This is a genomic window from Vibrio pelagius (genome assembly GCF_024347575.1).
Classification (GTDB): domain Bacteria; phylum Pseudomonadota; class Gammaproteobacteria; order Enterobacterales; family Vibrionaceae; genus Vibrio; species Vibrio pelagius.
This window is the reverse complement of the sequence record NZ_AP025504.1, coordinates 1,310,948-1,327,634: the sequence shown is the minus strand read 5'-3', so window position 1 is coordinate 1,327,634 and position 16,687 is coordinate 1,310,948. Positions and strand designations below refer to the sequence as shown.

Sequence of the window (16,687 nt, the reverse complement as noted above, 5' to 3'; positions counted from 1 at the left end):
CATTGAAAATAATGAGATAGCATATTTGTATTATTTTAAACCCAAGCTATAAGTCCCCTACGGTGGGTGAATCCCCCCATGACAACTTGAATTAAGTGGAACAACATTATGATTTCTAAAAATAAAATTGCTTTAGCGATTACAGCAACTCTTTTTGCTGGCAGCCTTTCAGCTGCTTCATTAGATGCTCGTCAAGAGTACAAGCACGGTTCAGAAGAGTGGGCGAGCCGCATCAAAATGAGTGGTTCAGTAGACAACCACTTCTTCGGCGCTGAAATGAAGCAAAAAGGGAAGCCATTCTCAGACTGGGAAGCTGCTGACAATGAGTTTGAATACGGCTACCAAATCAAATTGAATGATCAATGGATGATCCAACCAAGTATGCCAGTAACTTTTGGTTCTGAAAGCATCACTTATAAACCTCAAGTTCGTGTTCAATACTCGTTCGATTCGGGTTTGAAGGCGAAGCTACGCTACCGTCATGAGTTCCGCGACTACACATCTGATTCCTTAAAAGAGAATCTCAACCGTAGTAAAATCACCGGTAACCTAGATTACAACTGGAATGCGTTCCAGTTTGGCTTTGAAGCAAACTACGCAGAAGATTTTGCCAATAATAAATGGACCGCTGGCGGCGGGGCAGACTACGAATGGGACTACAACATCAAAGTCGGTTACAAAGAGGCTGACTGGAATTGGCGTCCGTATGTAGAATTCGGTAACGTACAAGACGGCAGCGACCGCCAGCTACGTAGCCGCGTTGGTGTTAGCTACAGCTTCTAATTTGTCCGAAGCTTGTCACCTATATAAAGCTTGAAACAAAAAAACAGAGCCAGCATTATGAATAAAATTCATTGTATGCTGGCTCTGTTATTTGTATTTAATTAGGTGGGGAACGAAGCTTAACTCGCTGCTGGCAACCTGTGTTTCGACTCTTGTAGATGATTTGCAGAAGCAGCACGTGCTTTTTCACTGTTACCAGCCATGATCGCATCGTAGATCTGACGGTGTTCATTGATACAAGTGCTACCCTCTTCCGAAGAGTGGACAATAAAGTTAACAAACATCGTTGTTAAGATATTGCCGAATGGAAGATAGAAATCATTACCTGTTGCGTTAAAGATCAGGCTATGGAATCGCATATCGACATCTGTCCAACGCTCTTGGTCGAAAACTTCAGCTTCAGACACTTCGACCATCTCTTGGAATGTTTCCGAAAGCTCAATGCGCTGTTCAGCTGACGCGTTCTTCGCAGCCAGTGCGCAAGCTTCAGGCTCTATCGCACGACGCAAGCCTAAAAACTGGAAACAAAATTCGTCAGTATCTGCTAGACCGTCCATCCAACCAATGAGTTGAGGGTCTAGGAAGTTCCAGTACGCGCGATCAACAACACGAGTACCCACTTTTGGGCGAGACTCTAAAAGACCTTTAGATGTCAGCAATTTTACCGCTTCCCGCAGTGCTGTACGACTAATACCAAATTGCTCACAAAGCGCCATCTCACCAGGGATAATAGAACCTTGAGCTAACTGACCAGACAAAATACTACGAGCAATTTCACGAGCAACTTGCACGTGTAGGCTACGCTTTGACCCTGCGATTGAATTGAATGTTCCGACCATATGTTCACTTGTTGTTATTTATGTATTATTTAATCCCTACTATATCACTTATGTATTCAACTACCAAATATCGTTGCTGCGCTCCGCCACAGATTTAACCAAAATAAATGGTATAAACTGAAATGGGTAAACTCGATACTCAACTCGAGTCCATTTACTCACCTATAATAATTCTCACTTGCATTTAAGAGATTATTTGTATGACTAATATCACATATATGGACTCTTTTTTTTAATTAATGCCACACGTAGTCGATTTTGGCACCGTACAGCTTGATTCAAAAAGATGCTATTGTATTATTAATGGGCGGCAGGTTTTTCATATTGTCAATTTCGTCTAGTAGCGTTCATGATGATCGATCGTTGCTACGGTTTCTCAATACCTATCTTGAAAGTCAGCCAATAATTTTACAACAACGTCGGTTCCGTTTATGGACCATCAATGAGATGAGACTATCGCATCTCGATAATTTGCAGTGGTACGTCTAAATACTCACACTGAGTACCGCAGGTGGTCAGCAGTATATTGAAATGGTGAATTTGGTTGAGCTAACTCTCTTTATCACGTCTTATCCTGATTACCCTACCTAACACTGACGACGTAACACTGATACCCCAAAGCCAGTTAATTCTGGCTTTGCCCCTTTTGATATAGGTGATGTACATGTCAGTATTCACACTGGTGGAAGATTCTAGCCGCCGCATTCATGTCCAAGTTGCAAGACAAGTCGCCCGCAAGATCTTATCTGGTGAATTAAAAGAAGAAGAAAAGCTACCCAGCGAAATGGAGCTTTGTGAAATCTTTGGTGTAAGTCGTACTGCGTTGAGAGAGTCAACGAAACTGTTATCGGCCAAAGGGCTGATCGAGTCGAAACCCAAAGTTGGCACTCGTATCATGCCTCGTTCTAATTGGCATTTTTTAGACCCGCAGCTCTTAGATTGGATTCAAGATCTTGAAGACACTAAGCCATTTCTGGCTCAATTCTTAGGTCTTAGAAAAGCAATAGAGCCAGAAGCTTGTGCACTTGCAGCCAAGAATGCATCGGTTGAACAACGTAAAGAGCTTTCCATACTCTTTCAAAAGATGACGCTCGCGGCAGAGAGTTTCGATTACGGAAGTTGGACCGTCAACGACCACCTGTTTCATCGAACAATATTCCTCTCAACAGGCAATCAATTTTATATTCCATTTGGCAATATTTTGTCAGCGATCTTCCGACAGTTTATTGATCATTCAGCAGAAGGCGGACGTTTCTGCTTAGCCGAGCACAAGGCGATTTATGATTCTATTATGTCTGGAAATAGTGAAGGTGCCCGATTAGCCTCACACGGCTTACTAAACGATGATAATCAAAAACTATCCAAAGTACCTTTAAGGCAAGTAGCAATAGCTTAACACTAGCGACTTCACTCACTAAACATCCGGTTTGAAACACTCATGATATAAATCACTTGTGTCATGAGTTTGCTCTTTACGAGGTTACTGTGCTTTCTCAATCTTACGTCAAAAAGAACCTTTCTCTTGCCTGGCCATTAGCGCTTAACGCCCTGTTGATGCAGTCCATGCTGATGATTGACACACTTCTGGTATCGCCACTCGGTGAAGTTTCTCTTGCTGCTATGGGAATTGCGACGACAGTTATCGCATTTATACTTGGTATCCAAATGGCGCTGGCAAACGGTACACAGTTGGTACTAAGTCGTGCCGTAGGCTCTGGTATTCAAGCAACATTATCACGCTCTTTTTTAGCGGGGATGCTGATAAACTTTGGCGCAGCTTTTTTCTTTTTCTTGGCCCTAACCTTTTTTGACGACTCGCTAATAAGCTCATTGACAGACGATACGTCTCTACACAGCGAAATTGCCATCTACCTCAGTTTTTCTAAGTACATTGTTCTATTCACCGCAGTGACGCAAGTCATCATTGCGCTGTTTAACGGCTTGGGCAAGACCAAAGTGCCGTTTAGAGGTTATCTGATTGAGCTACCAATCAACGCTCTAGTCAGCTACATCTTTATTCATGGTTGGTCGAACTTTGAAGGCTTAGGCGTTCAAGGTGCCGCCATTGGTAGCTTAGTAGCGATCATCATTCGTACTCTTTACCTCTACTTATGCATTCGTTTCGAGAATTGTGTTGAAGTATCTTTCAATGCGTTTGGTTCCAACTTCTCCCGCAATGTGCTCAACCACTTCAAAGAGATATTCCCAGTCGCAGCGAATGTCACTATGTTATCGATTGGCGCGACCATTTATCAGTTGCTCTACACGCAACTGAATATCAATGCCTATGTAGCGATTACTTTGGTGATGCCGTGGATACGAGCAGGTACGCAATTTATCACTGCTTGGGCGCACTCATCTGCTATCACCATTAGCCAAGCCATTGGTTCTAAACAGATGGCAGATCTCAGAAAGAACGTTGACGTGAGTATCGATATCGCTGTGATCATCTCTATTCTATCGATGCTCTTTTTTGTCGCTTTGAGTCTCTTTATTGGCGACATCTACCCCGATTTAGACAGCGCGACTTATGATGCTTTGACTGTGATAGCCCCACTTTATATATTTTTGCCTTTCGTACGTGGCTACAACACCGTTCATGGCCACGTGTTAAGAGCACTAGGTAAGACCACAGCAGTATTCAAAATCAACTTCACAGGCCAGTGGATCATATCGATACCATTATGCGCACTGATCATAGTTGGCTTTGATGGTTCGATATTTTGGGCGTTTGCTATTCAACCTTTTGAAGAGATCGTTAAAGCACTGCCGTTTAGACACTTGGCGAGAAAATCACTGAATGAATTTGATGAAGAAAAAGCGAAAGAGTTGATGTACGACTAGAAAAAGACCGTCCTGCCCTATCACACAATGATAGGGCATGTCGTTTATGCTAGGTTTAGATTTGGACGGATCAAGTTGTAAAGATAAGCAAGCTCATCAGGGATACTAAACCGACGATTAATAACACCACCCGCCATGTGTGGATGCCCTCCTCCAAAACCAATACCACTATCGTTAAGCGCGCTTCGTACGACTTCAGCAACATCATTGTCCTGACATTCAGACCTAAGAGAAACATAAGTCCTTTGATAAGATCTCGCGCTCAGCACCACGACATCAATCTCATCGACTGTTAGGAGAAAATCACCAAGAACTCCAAGCATATTTTCAGGACATCCTTCCGGTAATGTAGCGAACGCGCTATTTTTGTCGCGCTTCATTGAGGCCAACATAGAATCAAAGTATTCCAGTTCTTGATACTCAATTTGGTTTCGGCAAATACCGTTTACAGTCACCATATCAGCGCGTCTCTGAAGTTGGAACAGCGCCTTGATATCCGCCTCACCTATCGACTGGGTGAAACTCCCCGTGTCAAACGTCAACCCCACCAGTAACGCAGTAGCAATTTTCTTAGGAATAGGCATCTTATAGTAATTAAAGTAGTCCACCATAATCGTTGCCGTCGAACTACACTCAGTGCGTACATCTGAATACCAAACGTAACTCGGCACTTTCACATCGTGATGATCAATCACCGCTACTTCTAAGCCAGGTAGGTCCGTGACATTCTCTTCGCCGATACAACCGTCAATCACAATAATTTTGTCACTAGGCTTTAAATCTAGTTGGTGCGACTTTACGATTGGAATATCTAACCAACCAATCAGGTTGTGCAGTGAAACTCGGTCGATAAACCCCTGGTATGAAAGAAAAGGCTTAAATCCTTTTTGGCTAAGCAAATAAGCCATAGCATAGGCAGACGCGATCGCGTCATGATCAGGGAAATCATGAGCCTGAATAATGACTCGGTCTTCGGTATCTAACAATTCTAAAAATTGATCAAACTTCTTTAAGTCCATTAGTCTTCTTAAAACCATCCTGTATTTTGCATAACCGACTCATTCTAAAAGTGAAAAACTGTCATTTCGCTCTAGATCCAATCCATTAAAACGCGTCAACCTCAAAATTGCAAACCGCCGAAAGAACAATTTCCCAGTCATCGATTTACAGAACTATAGATTTATTGATACCAGGGCCATATTAAACAAAAAGAGCGCCTATCACTGGCGCTCTTTCTCTATCTTATTGCTGAATCGTTTGATCGATGCTGTTATCGGCCTGAGTAGTACATACAGATCTTCACACCATCAAATTCGCGGATTTCAAATGGAATTTCATAAATTGACTCCATAATTTCCTTGTCAATAACCTCATCCACTTTGCCAGCTTTGATCACTTGTCCACGCTTCATCGCAACAATGTTATCTGAGTAACTCGAAGCAAAGTTAATGTCGTGAATAACAATCACCACCGCTTTATTAAACTCATGAGCTAAACGGCGCAGGGTCTGCATGATTTCGACCGAGTGCTTGATATCTAAATTATTAAGCGGCTCATCAAGAAAAACGTAGTCTGTGTCTTGTGCGACGACCATAGCGATAAACGCCATTTGACGCTGACCACCACTCAATTGATCGAGATATTTATCTTGGATATCAGTAATGCCCAAGTGTTTCAGGGCTGTATCCACCACCTTATGATCATTGTCTTGCATTCTGCCTTGAGAATGAGGGAAACGTCCAAAGCTGACAAGTTCACGCACAGTAAAGCGCATATTGATGTTGTTCGACTGTCTCAATACCGCCAGGTGCTTTGCAAGTTCTTTGGTATCCCACTCGGCAAGGAGTTTGTCGCCAATCAGAACTTCACCCGCATCACTATCTGTAAGGCGACTCGCCATTGAAAGTAGCGTACTTTTACCCGCACCATTGGGGCCAATAATGGAAGTCACCTCCCCTTTCGGGAATAGAGCGCTAGCCTCATCAACAACGGTTGTCTTGCCATACTTCTTACTTAATCCTGTTAACTTAATCACTTCTCACTACCTTTATTGAATTCTGGTGCGTAACAACAAGAACATAAAATACAAACCACCCACTAGGTTGATAATAACGCTGACCGTGGTTCCAAAGCTCATCACTTTTTCTACGAACCATTGCCCTGACACCAGCAGCGCAACCGCGAGCAAGCTACTCGCAACAATGAGCACACGATGTTGATAAGACTTAAACATCTGACGAGCCAAACTCACGGTAATCAACCCAAAGAATAAAACAGGACCAACTAACGCTGTAGAAACGGCGACCATAATCGACACTACGACCAAGACGTATTGTGTTAAGCGCTTGGTATCCACGCCTAAACTGGTTGCGTTATCAACGCCAAGCCATAACACGTCAAGCTTTGGAGCCATCCACCATAGCGTCAGCAAACACGCGCCCAGAGGTAGGATACTTAAGTAAACCAGCTCCCCCTTCACATTGTTAAAGCTCGCAAACATTACATTTTGTAGTACCGCAAATTCATTCGGATCGATAAGCATTCCTAGGAAGTTCGATAAGCTACCGAACACGCTGCCGCAAACAATGCCGATTAAAAGCAGCGTGAAGACATTGTTGCGCTTACTTTTGAAGTAGAAATGGAACAAACCAAATGAGAAGAGAACCATGATGCACACGGAAAGTGTAAAGTTCGCAACGGCGTCAACCACCCAAAAACTCAGGCTGCCAAATACAAACAACAACGATACTTGCACTAACATATACAGGCTATCGAAGCCCAGAATCGACGGCGTCAGAATGCGATTATTGGTGATGGTTTGAAAAACCAAAGAAGACGTTGAAATGGCAATCGCAGCCAACACGATTGACAAGATCTTTGGTGTACGTAACTTTAGAAAAAACTCGTAGTTATCCCATGTTAACCCCTGCCCGATAAACACCCCGATCATCGAGATACAGACAACGGCTAATAGAGCCATTTTAATAGAATCACGCATTGGACTTGTCTCTCAAAATTAGATAAATAAAGATCAAGCCTCCGAAGATGCTGATAACCATAGAGATCGGAATTTCAAAAGGGAAAATGATCACCCTTGCGAGCAAGTCACACGCTAATACCAGAATCACGCCCCAATACGCGGTCCAAGGCAAGATCTTCTTCATGTTGTCGCCCATCATCAAAGAGACAATGTTCGGCACAATGAGTCCTAAGAAAGGGATAACGCCGACGATCATCACAACCGACGAGGCACAAACTGCCACTAACGCAACGCCAATTGCGACAATTTTTTGGTAGTTTAAACCGATATTGCGGGCGAAGCTTTCACCGATACTGGCGGCACTGAATTGACTTGCAAAAATGTACGCCAAAATACAAGCCGGGACTGCGAGGTATAAGATCTCGTAAGTACCCTGTAGCACAGTGGCAAAGTTCGCCATCGTCCACGCAGACATCGTTTGTACAAGATCGTATTTGTATGCAATGAAGGTGGTAAGAGACGAAACAACATTGCCATACATGATGCCGATCAACGGCACCAAAACCGCGTTTTTAAACTTCAGGTGCTGTAAAAAACGCACCAACAACATAGTGCCCAGAACAGCGAACGTGAAAATGAACCCCAAATAGTGCCATTGCGCTGCGCTGCCCAAGAAAACTAAACCGACAATATAGCCAAGCATCGCACAATCAATGGTGCCCATAGTCGATGGTGCAGCAAATTTATTTTGCACGATCTGCTGCATGATCAGGCCAGAGACACTCAATCCGGCACCAGCGAGGACAATAGCGAGTAAACGAGGAATTCGGCTTACGACATAAATAGAGTTAGCGTGGTCATTTCCGTTGAAAAAATCACTAAAGCTGATTTCAGCGACACCGATCATCAAAGAAGCAACACATAGCGCAATCAGAAAGGCAGCGGCAGCAATGGGTTTAAACATAAAAAATATTACTAAGGAAGGGTGGGACTAGCCCGATACAAAATTCAAAAAGGGCTTATAAGACAAAACTTATAAGCCCGATTGCTAAATGACTGCTTACTACTTAACAGTGCGGTCGATGTCATTCAGCATACGTTGAGTTGCTGTTACACCGCCACCAGCTAAGTACCATGCACTTGAATCAATAAATACAATGTTGTCTAGCTTCGCAGCTGGAGTCTCAGCCACAAGCGCGTTGTTAAACAGTTGTTTAGCGCGACCTTCAGAAAGGCCAATCGCTTGTTCACGGTCTAATACGTAGATCACTTCTGGTTTCGCATCAGCGATGTATTCGAAAGAGATAAGGTTGCCGTGGCTACCTTTGATTGGTGCAACTTTTGCGCTCTTAGATTCAACGAAACCAAAGTCGTCAAAGACAATAGAAAAACGACTACCTTTGTTAAACATAGCGATGTTGCTACCATTATTCATTAGCATCATTGCTGTCGTTTCGTCTTTGGTTACTTTCTGATTTACCGCAGTAATTTGCTGTTGAGTTTTTTCAATCAGCGCTTCTACTTCAGGTTGCTTCTCAAAAATATCACCTAATGTGCGCCAGTTTTTTTGTGTATCAGACCAGTACTTATCACCTTCCACGTAAAACATGATCGTTGGAGCAATTTGAGCGAGCTGATCGTAAACCTTAAGCATACGGTTTTCAGCAATAATCAAGTCAGGCTTAAGCATGTAGATGGCTTCGAAATCTGGTTCACTTAGAGAACCGGTATTTGTCGTCGTTTTTGCGTACGATTTTAAGTAGTCAGGCAATAACATATGTGATGCACCGACTGGAGCCACACCAATCTGATCCAAAACATCTAAGCTACCATAACCAAGAACAACAACACGTTGAGGTATACCCGAGACCTCCGTAGTACCCTTAATGTGTTCTACCGTCACTGTTTTTGCGTGAGCTGTCATGAATACCGACGACGCCAACACCAGAGTTAAGCCAGTCACTAGCTTGCGAGCTGAGTTTAGTATTTTGTTCATTTCTATTCCTTTGCTGTTATGACGATTTTCTATCAAACACACGAAAGCGATTGCCGTGTCATAAACCGTACAACTGCGAGATAACGATTATTTAAAGTATGTCATTAACTTGACAACAAATTTGTAACGCAAGTGAGAATTATTATCAATGATATTCTCAAAAATTTTGGTCTACAACAACTTTGTCATTTAGAGATGTAAATATGAGTATTACAAAAAAGAATAGTGCCTCTCTTGATCATACTTTTACTCGAGCAAGGCATACTTAAAGGAGAGAAGTTAACTCAGAAAGAATCTGAGGATTTATGTTGAAAATAATCGAAATAAAGCTTGAAATATAAAAAACGAGGCGTATATTACGCCACCTGGCTCAAAACATGAGCTGTTAATGCAACATCCCAGTCCAAGTTCCACAAAGACAGTTCGCGATACCTCGTTACACCGCCTCTGCGTCAGCTTTACTTCGATAGTCATTCAATAGCGTCATTTTTTGTTCCAACACCCCAGTTAGTTTTTGTTTTAGCAGATCCTCGATCGCCAGCAAATCTATCTGATTAATTTCAATATTAATGTAATAAACACAAGGCACAGTTATGTCTAGAAGAACAACACGACAAATCCATTGGTATCAACTAACTCGCGAGAAATCGCTCAATAAATTTAAAGGTCATAAATGCTCAAAATCAAAATAGACTTAGTAAAAGAAAACATCTCTTGGGTCACGGAGATACGACAATTAAACAGTGACATTTTGCATCGCCACATACTGCCAAGGCTACAGCACTCAAGTTATCTCATCGACTTCGAATTTGATGAAAGAGAGAGTATCGGAACCATTATCTCGAACAGTGGACAAAAGCTAGGACATTTCACAGTCCTCTAGAGCAGCATCACTCTATCCTCCACTAGAAACATCGCCACGTTTCACTCGTAGCAGCAACACCAAGACAGACCTAGTCATTTGCATTTCACATCGCGGCTTTCCGCTAACTAGGTTGTTATTGCCAGTCCTCTCAATACTAATTTCTTGTAGCCTCTGATTTATCACAAATCAGAAACCGCCAATTAAGATAAAAATCCGAATAAAAAAACGGGCGTCCGAAGACACCCGATTCATCGTTATTCGCTGTTTGAGCTATTAAAGCTTAGCGAATGCACCTTCCCATGAGTAAGTCTCACCTGCGAACTCAACTGTATGAGTTGCTTGCTGAACATCTTCAGCTTGGTTCGAGATACCGTAGTGGTAAGTGTTGCCAGAGGTGGTCTGAATGCGAACAACAGTCCCGACACTGTTATGGCCCACAACAGACACAGATTCTACAAGACCACGAGCGCCAACAGAGGCTTCGATAGACTCGTTAAAGTAACCGTGTGTTTCTAGTACAGAAGCGAACACATGGTTTTGACCCGATTGGCGCAAGATAAGTGCAGGCTCGCTCTTCAAGTTGAAGTCTGGATCGTTCGCGCCAGTACGAGCAAAAATCACTTCACTGCCTTCGTTAGCACTTGTTACTAGGCTGTAGTAGCTGCTGTCATGCAACCAGCTAACCAAAGAGCTACCGCTCACCTTGCCTGAAGCCACGTTCCATAGGTGCTGGTAACCGTTATCTTCGCCAAGTGGTTTAAGCGTTTTTTCGATGTTGTAATCGAAGTCAGTACGGATGATTTGGCCAGAATGGTGAACTGGTAAGTCGTACTGATGTTCAGCATCTGCTTCAATGCGGTACACATCAATCACTAGTGGCTTTTCAAACTCAGGAAGCTCCGCAAGAATCACACTGCGCTGCATATCAACACCTGTGTAGTACTCAGAGATTATGCCGCTCATGCCTTGTAGAGACTGATCGTCTGCCACAAAGAAGTGCTTCTGACCAAACTTAGACTCAGCCAATGCTGTATCGAAGTTGTTTTGAGTTTTTTGGTCAACCGTTACTGTGTTGTGTGCCACAGTCTGCTTACAGTAAGACTTGTTCTCTGGGATGTAACGACCGCCAAACTTAGGCTCAACGTTTACCCAGCGACCGAAGCCGTAATCGTGCAGAACTTCGTGACCGCGGTTGAACACACTTAGGTGTAGGCCATCGTAGTGACCGTGGTCTAGCGCAGAGTGGTACTGATGGTCGCTGCCATGCTGACCAAACCAAATCAAAGCCATTGTGTCATCGTCTTGCTCATCACGGTGACGAAGGATGCTCACGCCGCCCTTCTCACCTTTCGGACCATCAGTCACAAACAGGCTACCCCAGTTGAATGGTTTGATTTCGTCTGCTGCTTCAACCGCGTTTGATAGTGTTTTACCTGAGATATGAACCCATACGTCTTGCTGGTGATCAGCCATGCCAAGTAGCGTTTCAGTCTGCTCGTAGCGGTGGTAACACACAGATGTTGCCATGATCACGCCTTCATCGTTAATAGAGATCGTCTTCGATGAATCGTTTAGTGCCGGTAGCGTGCCATCTGGGAATGCCGTCTTAAATACCGCGTAAGACGTTGTCTTGATGACTGAATCGTTAAACTCGTAGATACCAAGCTCAGGTTGACGACGCTCAATTGCTTCTGCAAACAGGTAGATCGGACGCAGTGAGAAACGGTGGTAGTACGGACCTTCCATGTAGTAGCCGTCTGGCGAGAACAGTTGGTCTAGCTGTGCTAGGAAACCGCCGCTCACTTTATCTAGCTTAAGGCCGTAAAGCGCTTTATCTACCGATTCTTGATCGTTAATTGCGTAGCCACAGATACCTACAGCCGCTACTGCCCATAGACCGTGGTTGTGCACGATGTCGAAGTCGTGACCGTATGTCACAACGAACAGCTCGATCATCTGCTTGAATAGGTCGTTTTCAATCAGCGTTTTTTCATCTTCAGAAATCGTGTGGTAAACACAGCTGTATGCGCATGAAGCGTACAGCATCCACATGTTTTCATTCAGTGTTTGGTGGAAGATCTTACCCGGTGGGTTTGAGTCACGACTAGTGTTGCTCTCTAGCGATGGGTACACCTTCGCGTAAGCCGTTAGCATATCTACGATGTAATCACGGTATTTGGTCTCTTCTGTAATAAGGAACAGACGACCCGCTAGATCCATATGGATGTAGTTTTGCTTATGACGATTATGTTCGTAACCGCCGCCCTCGCCGTGACCCGGAACTTCGATACCTACTTCTGCCATATAAGCGTCAGTTTGGTTGATATCGCGGGTAAGTGCTTTTCCTAATAGGCTATCCTTGCCAAGTTCTTTACGAAGCTCTGCTGCTTCTTCAAAGTTCAGTAAAAGTGGTTGATAGCTCATTATTATTTCTCCTGACCAGCTGCAGTTGAGTCAATTAGGTTCTCTTCTAGAGAGTAGAAGCCTGTCCAGCTGTACGTTTTGCCATTTAATTCGACTTTGTGTTCAGTAGTGTCAGTCGCACCCAATTGGTTGCTGATCATCACTGTCACACGAGAGGTATTTGTTTCAATTTCAACAACAGAGCCGATGTTGTTGTGCGCAAGTACTTTAATATCTTGTACTTGACCGCGAGCGTTTACTGATTGCTCAAACTCTTCGTTGAAGTAACCGTGCGTCTCTAAAACCGAAGCAAACAGCGTAGTTTCGCCTTTGCTACGTAGAATGAACGCTGGCTCTGAACGTAGGTTGAAGCTTGGGTCATTCGCGCCAGAACGAGTAAAGATAACTTCACCGTTGTCGTTCGAGCTTGTACCTAACCATGTGTAGTAAGTGTTGTTTTGTAGCCAGCTCACTAGTGCTGTCTCGTTCGCTTCGCCACTTGCTACATTCCATAGGTGTTGGTAACCGAAGTCATCACCTAATGTGTGTAGCTCTTTGTTTGTTTGGTAATCGAAGTTAGTACGAACAATCTGCCCTTCATATTGGTGAGAGTAATCGTATTGATGCTCGCCTTTCTCTGAATCTAGGCGGTATAGGTCTAATAGTAACGGAGATTCTAGACCTTCAAGGTTTAGCATGAACACACTGCGTTGCATGTCAAAACCATCGTAGTGATCGTTCGCAAATGCGCTCATACCATTGATTTTTTGATCTTCTACTTTGAAGAAATGAGGCAGGCCGTGAACAGAATCTGCACGCTCAACATCAAAGTTGTTCTGACATTTCTCATCAATTGTTACCGCGTTGTGTGCAATAGTTTGACGTGCGTAAGACTTGTTTTCGTCTAGGTAACGGCCACCGAATTTTGGCTCAACGTTCACCCAACGACAGAAGCCGTATTCACGCAGCACTTCTTGACCACGGTTGAAGAAGGTAATACCCAGTGTATCGAAGTTGCCATGACCCATTCCGTGTTGGCCGTAGTTCATCACTAGCTGCGACACATCACCTTTGCTGTCTTGCATACGGATGAAGCCTTGCGCACCGTTGTGACCTTCTGGACCTTCATTCAACTCAACACTTGGCCAGAAAGGCATACCAATTTCTTTTTCAGCCGTTGCCGCTTCATACGCTTTAGAAAGCTCTAGACCACAAGCATGCATCCATACTGCGTCTTGAATTTTCGCCATACCTAGGATGTTTTCATCAACCTTGCCATCCACTGCGTAGTGCTTGCTGTAAACACTAACCGCGACTTGTACGCCCATGTCGGTAATGCCCATCGTACGTGAAGCATCGTTCAGTGCTGGGAATTCACCATTAGGGTAAGCCGTTGAAAGCATTGCTTGTACTGTATTGCCGATCACGCCACCTTTGTAGTTGTAGATATCTACTTCTGGCATATGACGGTGAATCACCTCTGCGAACACACACGTTGGGCGAATCGCGTAACGGTGGTAATAAGGACCTTCCATGTAGTAACCAGAAGGTGCAAACAGTTGAGAGATTTGCGCTAGGAAACCGCCTGTGTCGTTACGATCAAGGCCGTATACAGACATCTCTAGGTACTCGCGTTTACCCAGGGCTAGACCACAAATACCCACAGCTGCGACAGCCCAGATACCATGATTATGGATGCGGTCAAAGTCATGTGCGTACTTAACCGTGAACATCTCAAGCATAGGTTCGAAGATACGAGACTCGATATTGTCGCGTTGTTCTTGCGTCAAAGTAGACTTAACGCACGAATACGCCAAACTAGTGAACATTAACCAGCAATGTTCGTTTAGAATTTGGTGGAACAATCGACCCGTTGGGTTCGTGTTCTTTTGAACATGAAAATCGAACGTCAAATATTTATCTGCGTATACTTCCAATAGTTCAGTAACGAAATCAGCGTACTTCTGCTCTTTAGTGATAAGGAACAAACGACCAGCTAGGTTCATGTATGTGTAATTTTGTTTGTGACGGTTGTGCTCGTAACCACCCGCCTCGCCATGCCCTGGCACGTCAATAGGCAAGCGCATGAAGGCTTCCAGCTCTTTTTGATTCGCTGCGATCGTCTTGCCCATTAAACTTGGACGACCAACTTCTAAATGAAGTACTTCAATTTCCGCGTCCGTTAGTAATATTGGTTGTGTAGTCATGTTCTTTATCACCCTCGATGAAGAGTTTCTATATTTGAATTTCAATCTAATTCTTAAACTTCATATAAAGTAATACAATATGAGGTTTAATCCCAGCTATTCATCGTGAAATGATGAGCAGAATCACATAAATCTCACTAAACCCTTGATCTAAATAGTCAATGATAATTACCAGAGTTCTGTTAAGTCTTTGATTTTACAACGCTATAGAAAGTAGCGCTTGATCAATATCACACATTTCTAGATATATTGTATTACAATTAGACCTAATCACTTATGATGGATACAACTTAATGAACACATAAAAAAATTACACGCTTTGGAGACACACAATGAACGCATTCTTTATCAATAACGAGCAACCTTGGGAAGAGCTGGGCGGCGGTATTAAGCGTAAGATCGTGGCGTACACTGACGATCTAATGGCTGTACACCTATCTTTTGACAAAGGCGCGATTGGTCACCCTCATACTCACGAAATTCATGATCAAATTGGTTACGTAGTTCGCGGTAGCTTTGAAGCAGAAATCGAAGGCGAGAAGAAAATCCTAAAAGAAGGTGACGCATACTTTGCACGTAAGCACATGATGCACGGCGCTGTTGCTCTTGAGCAAGACAGTATTCTTCTTGATATCTTCAACCCAGCTCGCGAAGACTTCCTAAAATAATTAATAGCGCAACCTCAGTTGCTAAGGTAAGCACATGAAATCATTTAATATCGCGGTCATTGGCGAGTGTATGGTTGAGCTACAGAAAAAAGATGATGGGCTTAAGCAAACATTTGGTGGTGATACACTTAATACGGCTTTGTACCTATCTCGCTTAACCCAAGATCACAACATTAAAACAAGCTATGTTACCGCACTGGGCAATGATCCATTCAGCCAAGATATGCTGGATAAGTGGAATGCAGAAGGCATAGACACGAGCTTGGTCAAACAGATCGATGACAAGCAGCCAGGTCTTTACTACATTGAAACCGATGAAACAGGCGAGCGTAGCTTCTATTATTGGCGCAATGACGCAGCAGCAAAATACTTACTTGACGGTGATGATGCATCATTAGTGCTAGATAAACTCTTCTCTTATGATGCGCTTTATCTAAGCGGTATTACATTAGCGATTCTGACAGAGACAGGTCGTACCGCCCTATTGACGTTTGTGGAAGAGTACAAGAAACAAGGTGGTCAAGTTATTTTTGACAACAACTTCCGTCCAAAGCTTTGGAAAAATGAAGAAGAAGCGCAATCTTGGTATCTACAACTGCTTAAATTCACGGACATCGCACTACTGACTTTCGATGATGAGCAAGAGCTTTATGGCGACACATGCATTGAGCAGTGTATTGAGCGCACAACGAAAAGCGGTGTTAAAGAGATCATCATTAAACGTGGTAGTAAAGACTGCCTAGTAGTTGAGGCGGATGCTGCGCATTATGTTGCTCCTAACCCAGTAGACAAGGTTATTGATACCACAGCTGCTGGTGACTCCTTCAGTGCTGGTTTCTTAGCCAAGCGCTTCTGTGGTGGCAATGCCCGTGACGCTGCGTTTGCAGGCCACTGTGTCGCTGGCGCAGTGATTCAGCACCAAGGTGCGATTATTCCAAAAGAAGCTATGCCAACACTGTCTCTGTCTTCTTAACTTGGTGTGAGCATGACGTCATGAAGCGTCATGCTATGCTCAATTAAAGCCGAAGATTAGACTGAACAATAGATTTTAAGGCACTGATAATAAAAAATTTATCGGTCAATTTATACGTGAGATATTATC

General features: G+C 43.5%; 14 protein-coding genes. 6 read left to right on the top strand and 8 right to left on the bottom strand.

The window, feature by feature from the left end; genetic code table 11:
* The first annotated feature begins 108 nt into the window (after positions 1-108).
* Positions 109-783 carry an oligogalacturonate-specific porin KdgM family protein gene (locus vsple_RS19945; protein WP_255231983.1) on the top strand — a complete coding sequence of 225 codons (675 nt, stop codon included), beginning with the start codon at positions 109-111 and terminating at the stop codon, positions 781-783.
* Between the two features lie 119 nt (positions 784-902).
* Here vsple_RS19945 and vsple_RS19940 read toward each other — a convergent pair whose 3' ends face one another.
* On the bottom strand, positions 903-1,622 hold the full coding sequence (locus vsple_RS19940) for a FadR/GntR family transcriptional regulator (protein ID WP_255231984.1): 720 nt from the start codon (positions 1,620-1,622) through the stop codon (positions 903-905).
* A gap of 664 nt (positions 1,623-2,286) precedes the next feature.
* Here vsple_RS19940 and vsple_RS19935 point away from each other — a divergent pair.
* Together vsple_RS19935 and vsple_RS19930 are read left to right on the top strand one after the other, a co-directional pair.
* Positions 2,287-3,018 (top strand): FadR/GntR family transcriptional regulator, encoded by a 732-nt coding sequence (locus tag vsple_RS19935; RefSeq protein ID WP_255231985.1) that lies wholly within the window; start codon positions 2,287-2,289, stop codon positions 3,016-3,018.
* A gap of 158 nt (positions 3,019-3,176) precedes the next feature.
* Positions 3,177-4,466 carry an MATE family efflux transporter gene (locus vsple_RS19930; RefSeq protein WP_420833821.1) on the top strand — a complete coding sequence of 430 codons (1,290 nt, stop codon included), beginning with the start codon at positions 3,177-3,179 and terminating at the stop codon, positions 4,464-4,466.
* A 44-nt stretch (positions 4,467-4,510) separates the two neighbouring features.
* Here vsple_RS19930 and vsple_RS19925 read toward each other — a convergent pair whose 3' ends face one another.
* The 5 genes from vsple_RS19925 to vsple_RS19905 all read right to left on the bottom strand — a co-directional run bounded on the left by vsple_RS19925 (position 4,511) and on the right by vsple_RS19905 (position 9,442).
* Positions 4,511-5,485 (bottom strand): DHH family phosphoesterase, encoded by a 975-nt coding sequence (locus vsple_RS19925; protein ID WP_255231987.1) that lies wholly within the window; start codon positions 5,483-5,485, stop codon positions 4,511-4,513.
* A 251-nt stretch (positions 5,486-5,736) separates the two neighbouring features.
* Complete coding sequence (locus vsple_RS19920; RefSeq protein ID WP_261883563.1) at positions 5,737-6,501, bottom strand: iron ABC transporter ATP-binding protein; 765 nt, start codon at positions 6,499-6,501, stop codon at positions 5,737-5,739.
* Positions 6,502-6,513: 12 nt separating this feature from the next.
* Positions 6,514-7,464, bottom strand: coding sequence for an iron chelate uptake ABC transporter family permease subunit (locus vsple_RS19915; RefSeq protein WP_261883562.1), 951 nt, complete (start codon positions 7,462-7,464; stop codon positions 6,514-6,516).
* Positions 7,457-8,410: an ABC transporter permease gene (locus tag vsple_RS19910; protein WP_261883561.1), complete on the bottom strand. Its 954-nt coding sequence runs from the start codon at positions 8,408-8,410 to the stop codon at positions 7,457-7,459. The genes vsple_RS19915 and vsple_RS19910 overlap by 8 nt, the downstream gene beginning before the upstream one ends.
* Positions 8,411-8,509: 99 nt before the next feature.
* A complete protein-coding gene (locus vsple_RS19905; RefSeq protein WP_261883560.1) occupies positions 8,510-9,442 on the bottom strand; it encodes a siderophore ABC transporter substrate-binding protein in 933 nt (310 codons plus the stop codon).
* 673 nt (positions 9,443-10,115) lie between these two features.
* On the opposite strand from vsple_RS19905, the gene vsple_RS19900 reads away from it, so the two are divergent.
* Positions 10,116-10,325, top strand: coding sequence for a hypothetical protein (locus vsple_RS19900; RefSeq protein ID WP_261883559.1), 210 nt, complete (start codon positions 10,116-10,118; stop codon positions 10,323-10,325).
* A gap of 255 nt (positions 10,326-10,580) precedes the next feature.
* Here the strand turns inward: vsple_RS19900 and vsple_RS19895 are convergent, their stop codons facing one another.
* Positions 10,581-12,731: a heparinase II/III domain-containing protein gene (locus vsple_RS19895; protein WP_261883558.1), complete on the bottom strand. Its 2,151-nt coding sequence runs from the start codon at positions 12,729-12,731 to the stop codon at positions 10,581-10,583.
* A 2-nt stretch (positions 12,732-12,733) separates the two neighbouring features.
* Complete coding sequence (locus vsple_RS19890; RefSeq protein WP_261883557.1) at positions 12,734-14,917, bottom strand: heparinase II/III domain-containing protein; 2,184 nt, start codon at positions 14,915-14,917, stop codon at positions 12,734-12,736.
* 332 nt (positions 14,918-15,249) lie between these two features.
* Here vsple_RS19890 and vsple_RS19885 point away from each other — a divergent pair, with 332 nt between their 5' ends.
* Both vsple_RS19885 and kdgK read left to right on the top strand, forming a co-directional pair.
* Positions 15,250-15,585 (top strand): cupin domain-containing protein, encoded by a 336-nt coding sequence (locus vsple_RS19885; RefSeq protein ID WP_255231995.1) that lies wholly within the window; start codon positions 15,250-15,252, stop codon positions 15,583-15,585.
* Positions 15,586-15,619: 34 nt separating this feature from the next.
* On the top strand, positions 15,620-16,558 hold the full coding sequence (gene kdgK / locus vsple_RS19880; RefSeq protein WP_255231996.1) for a 2-dehydro-3-deoxygluconokinase: 939 nt from the start codon (positions 15,620-15,622) through the stop codon (positions 16,556-16,558).
* Positions 16,559-16,687: the final 129 nt, after the last annotated feature.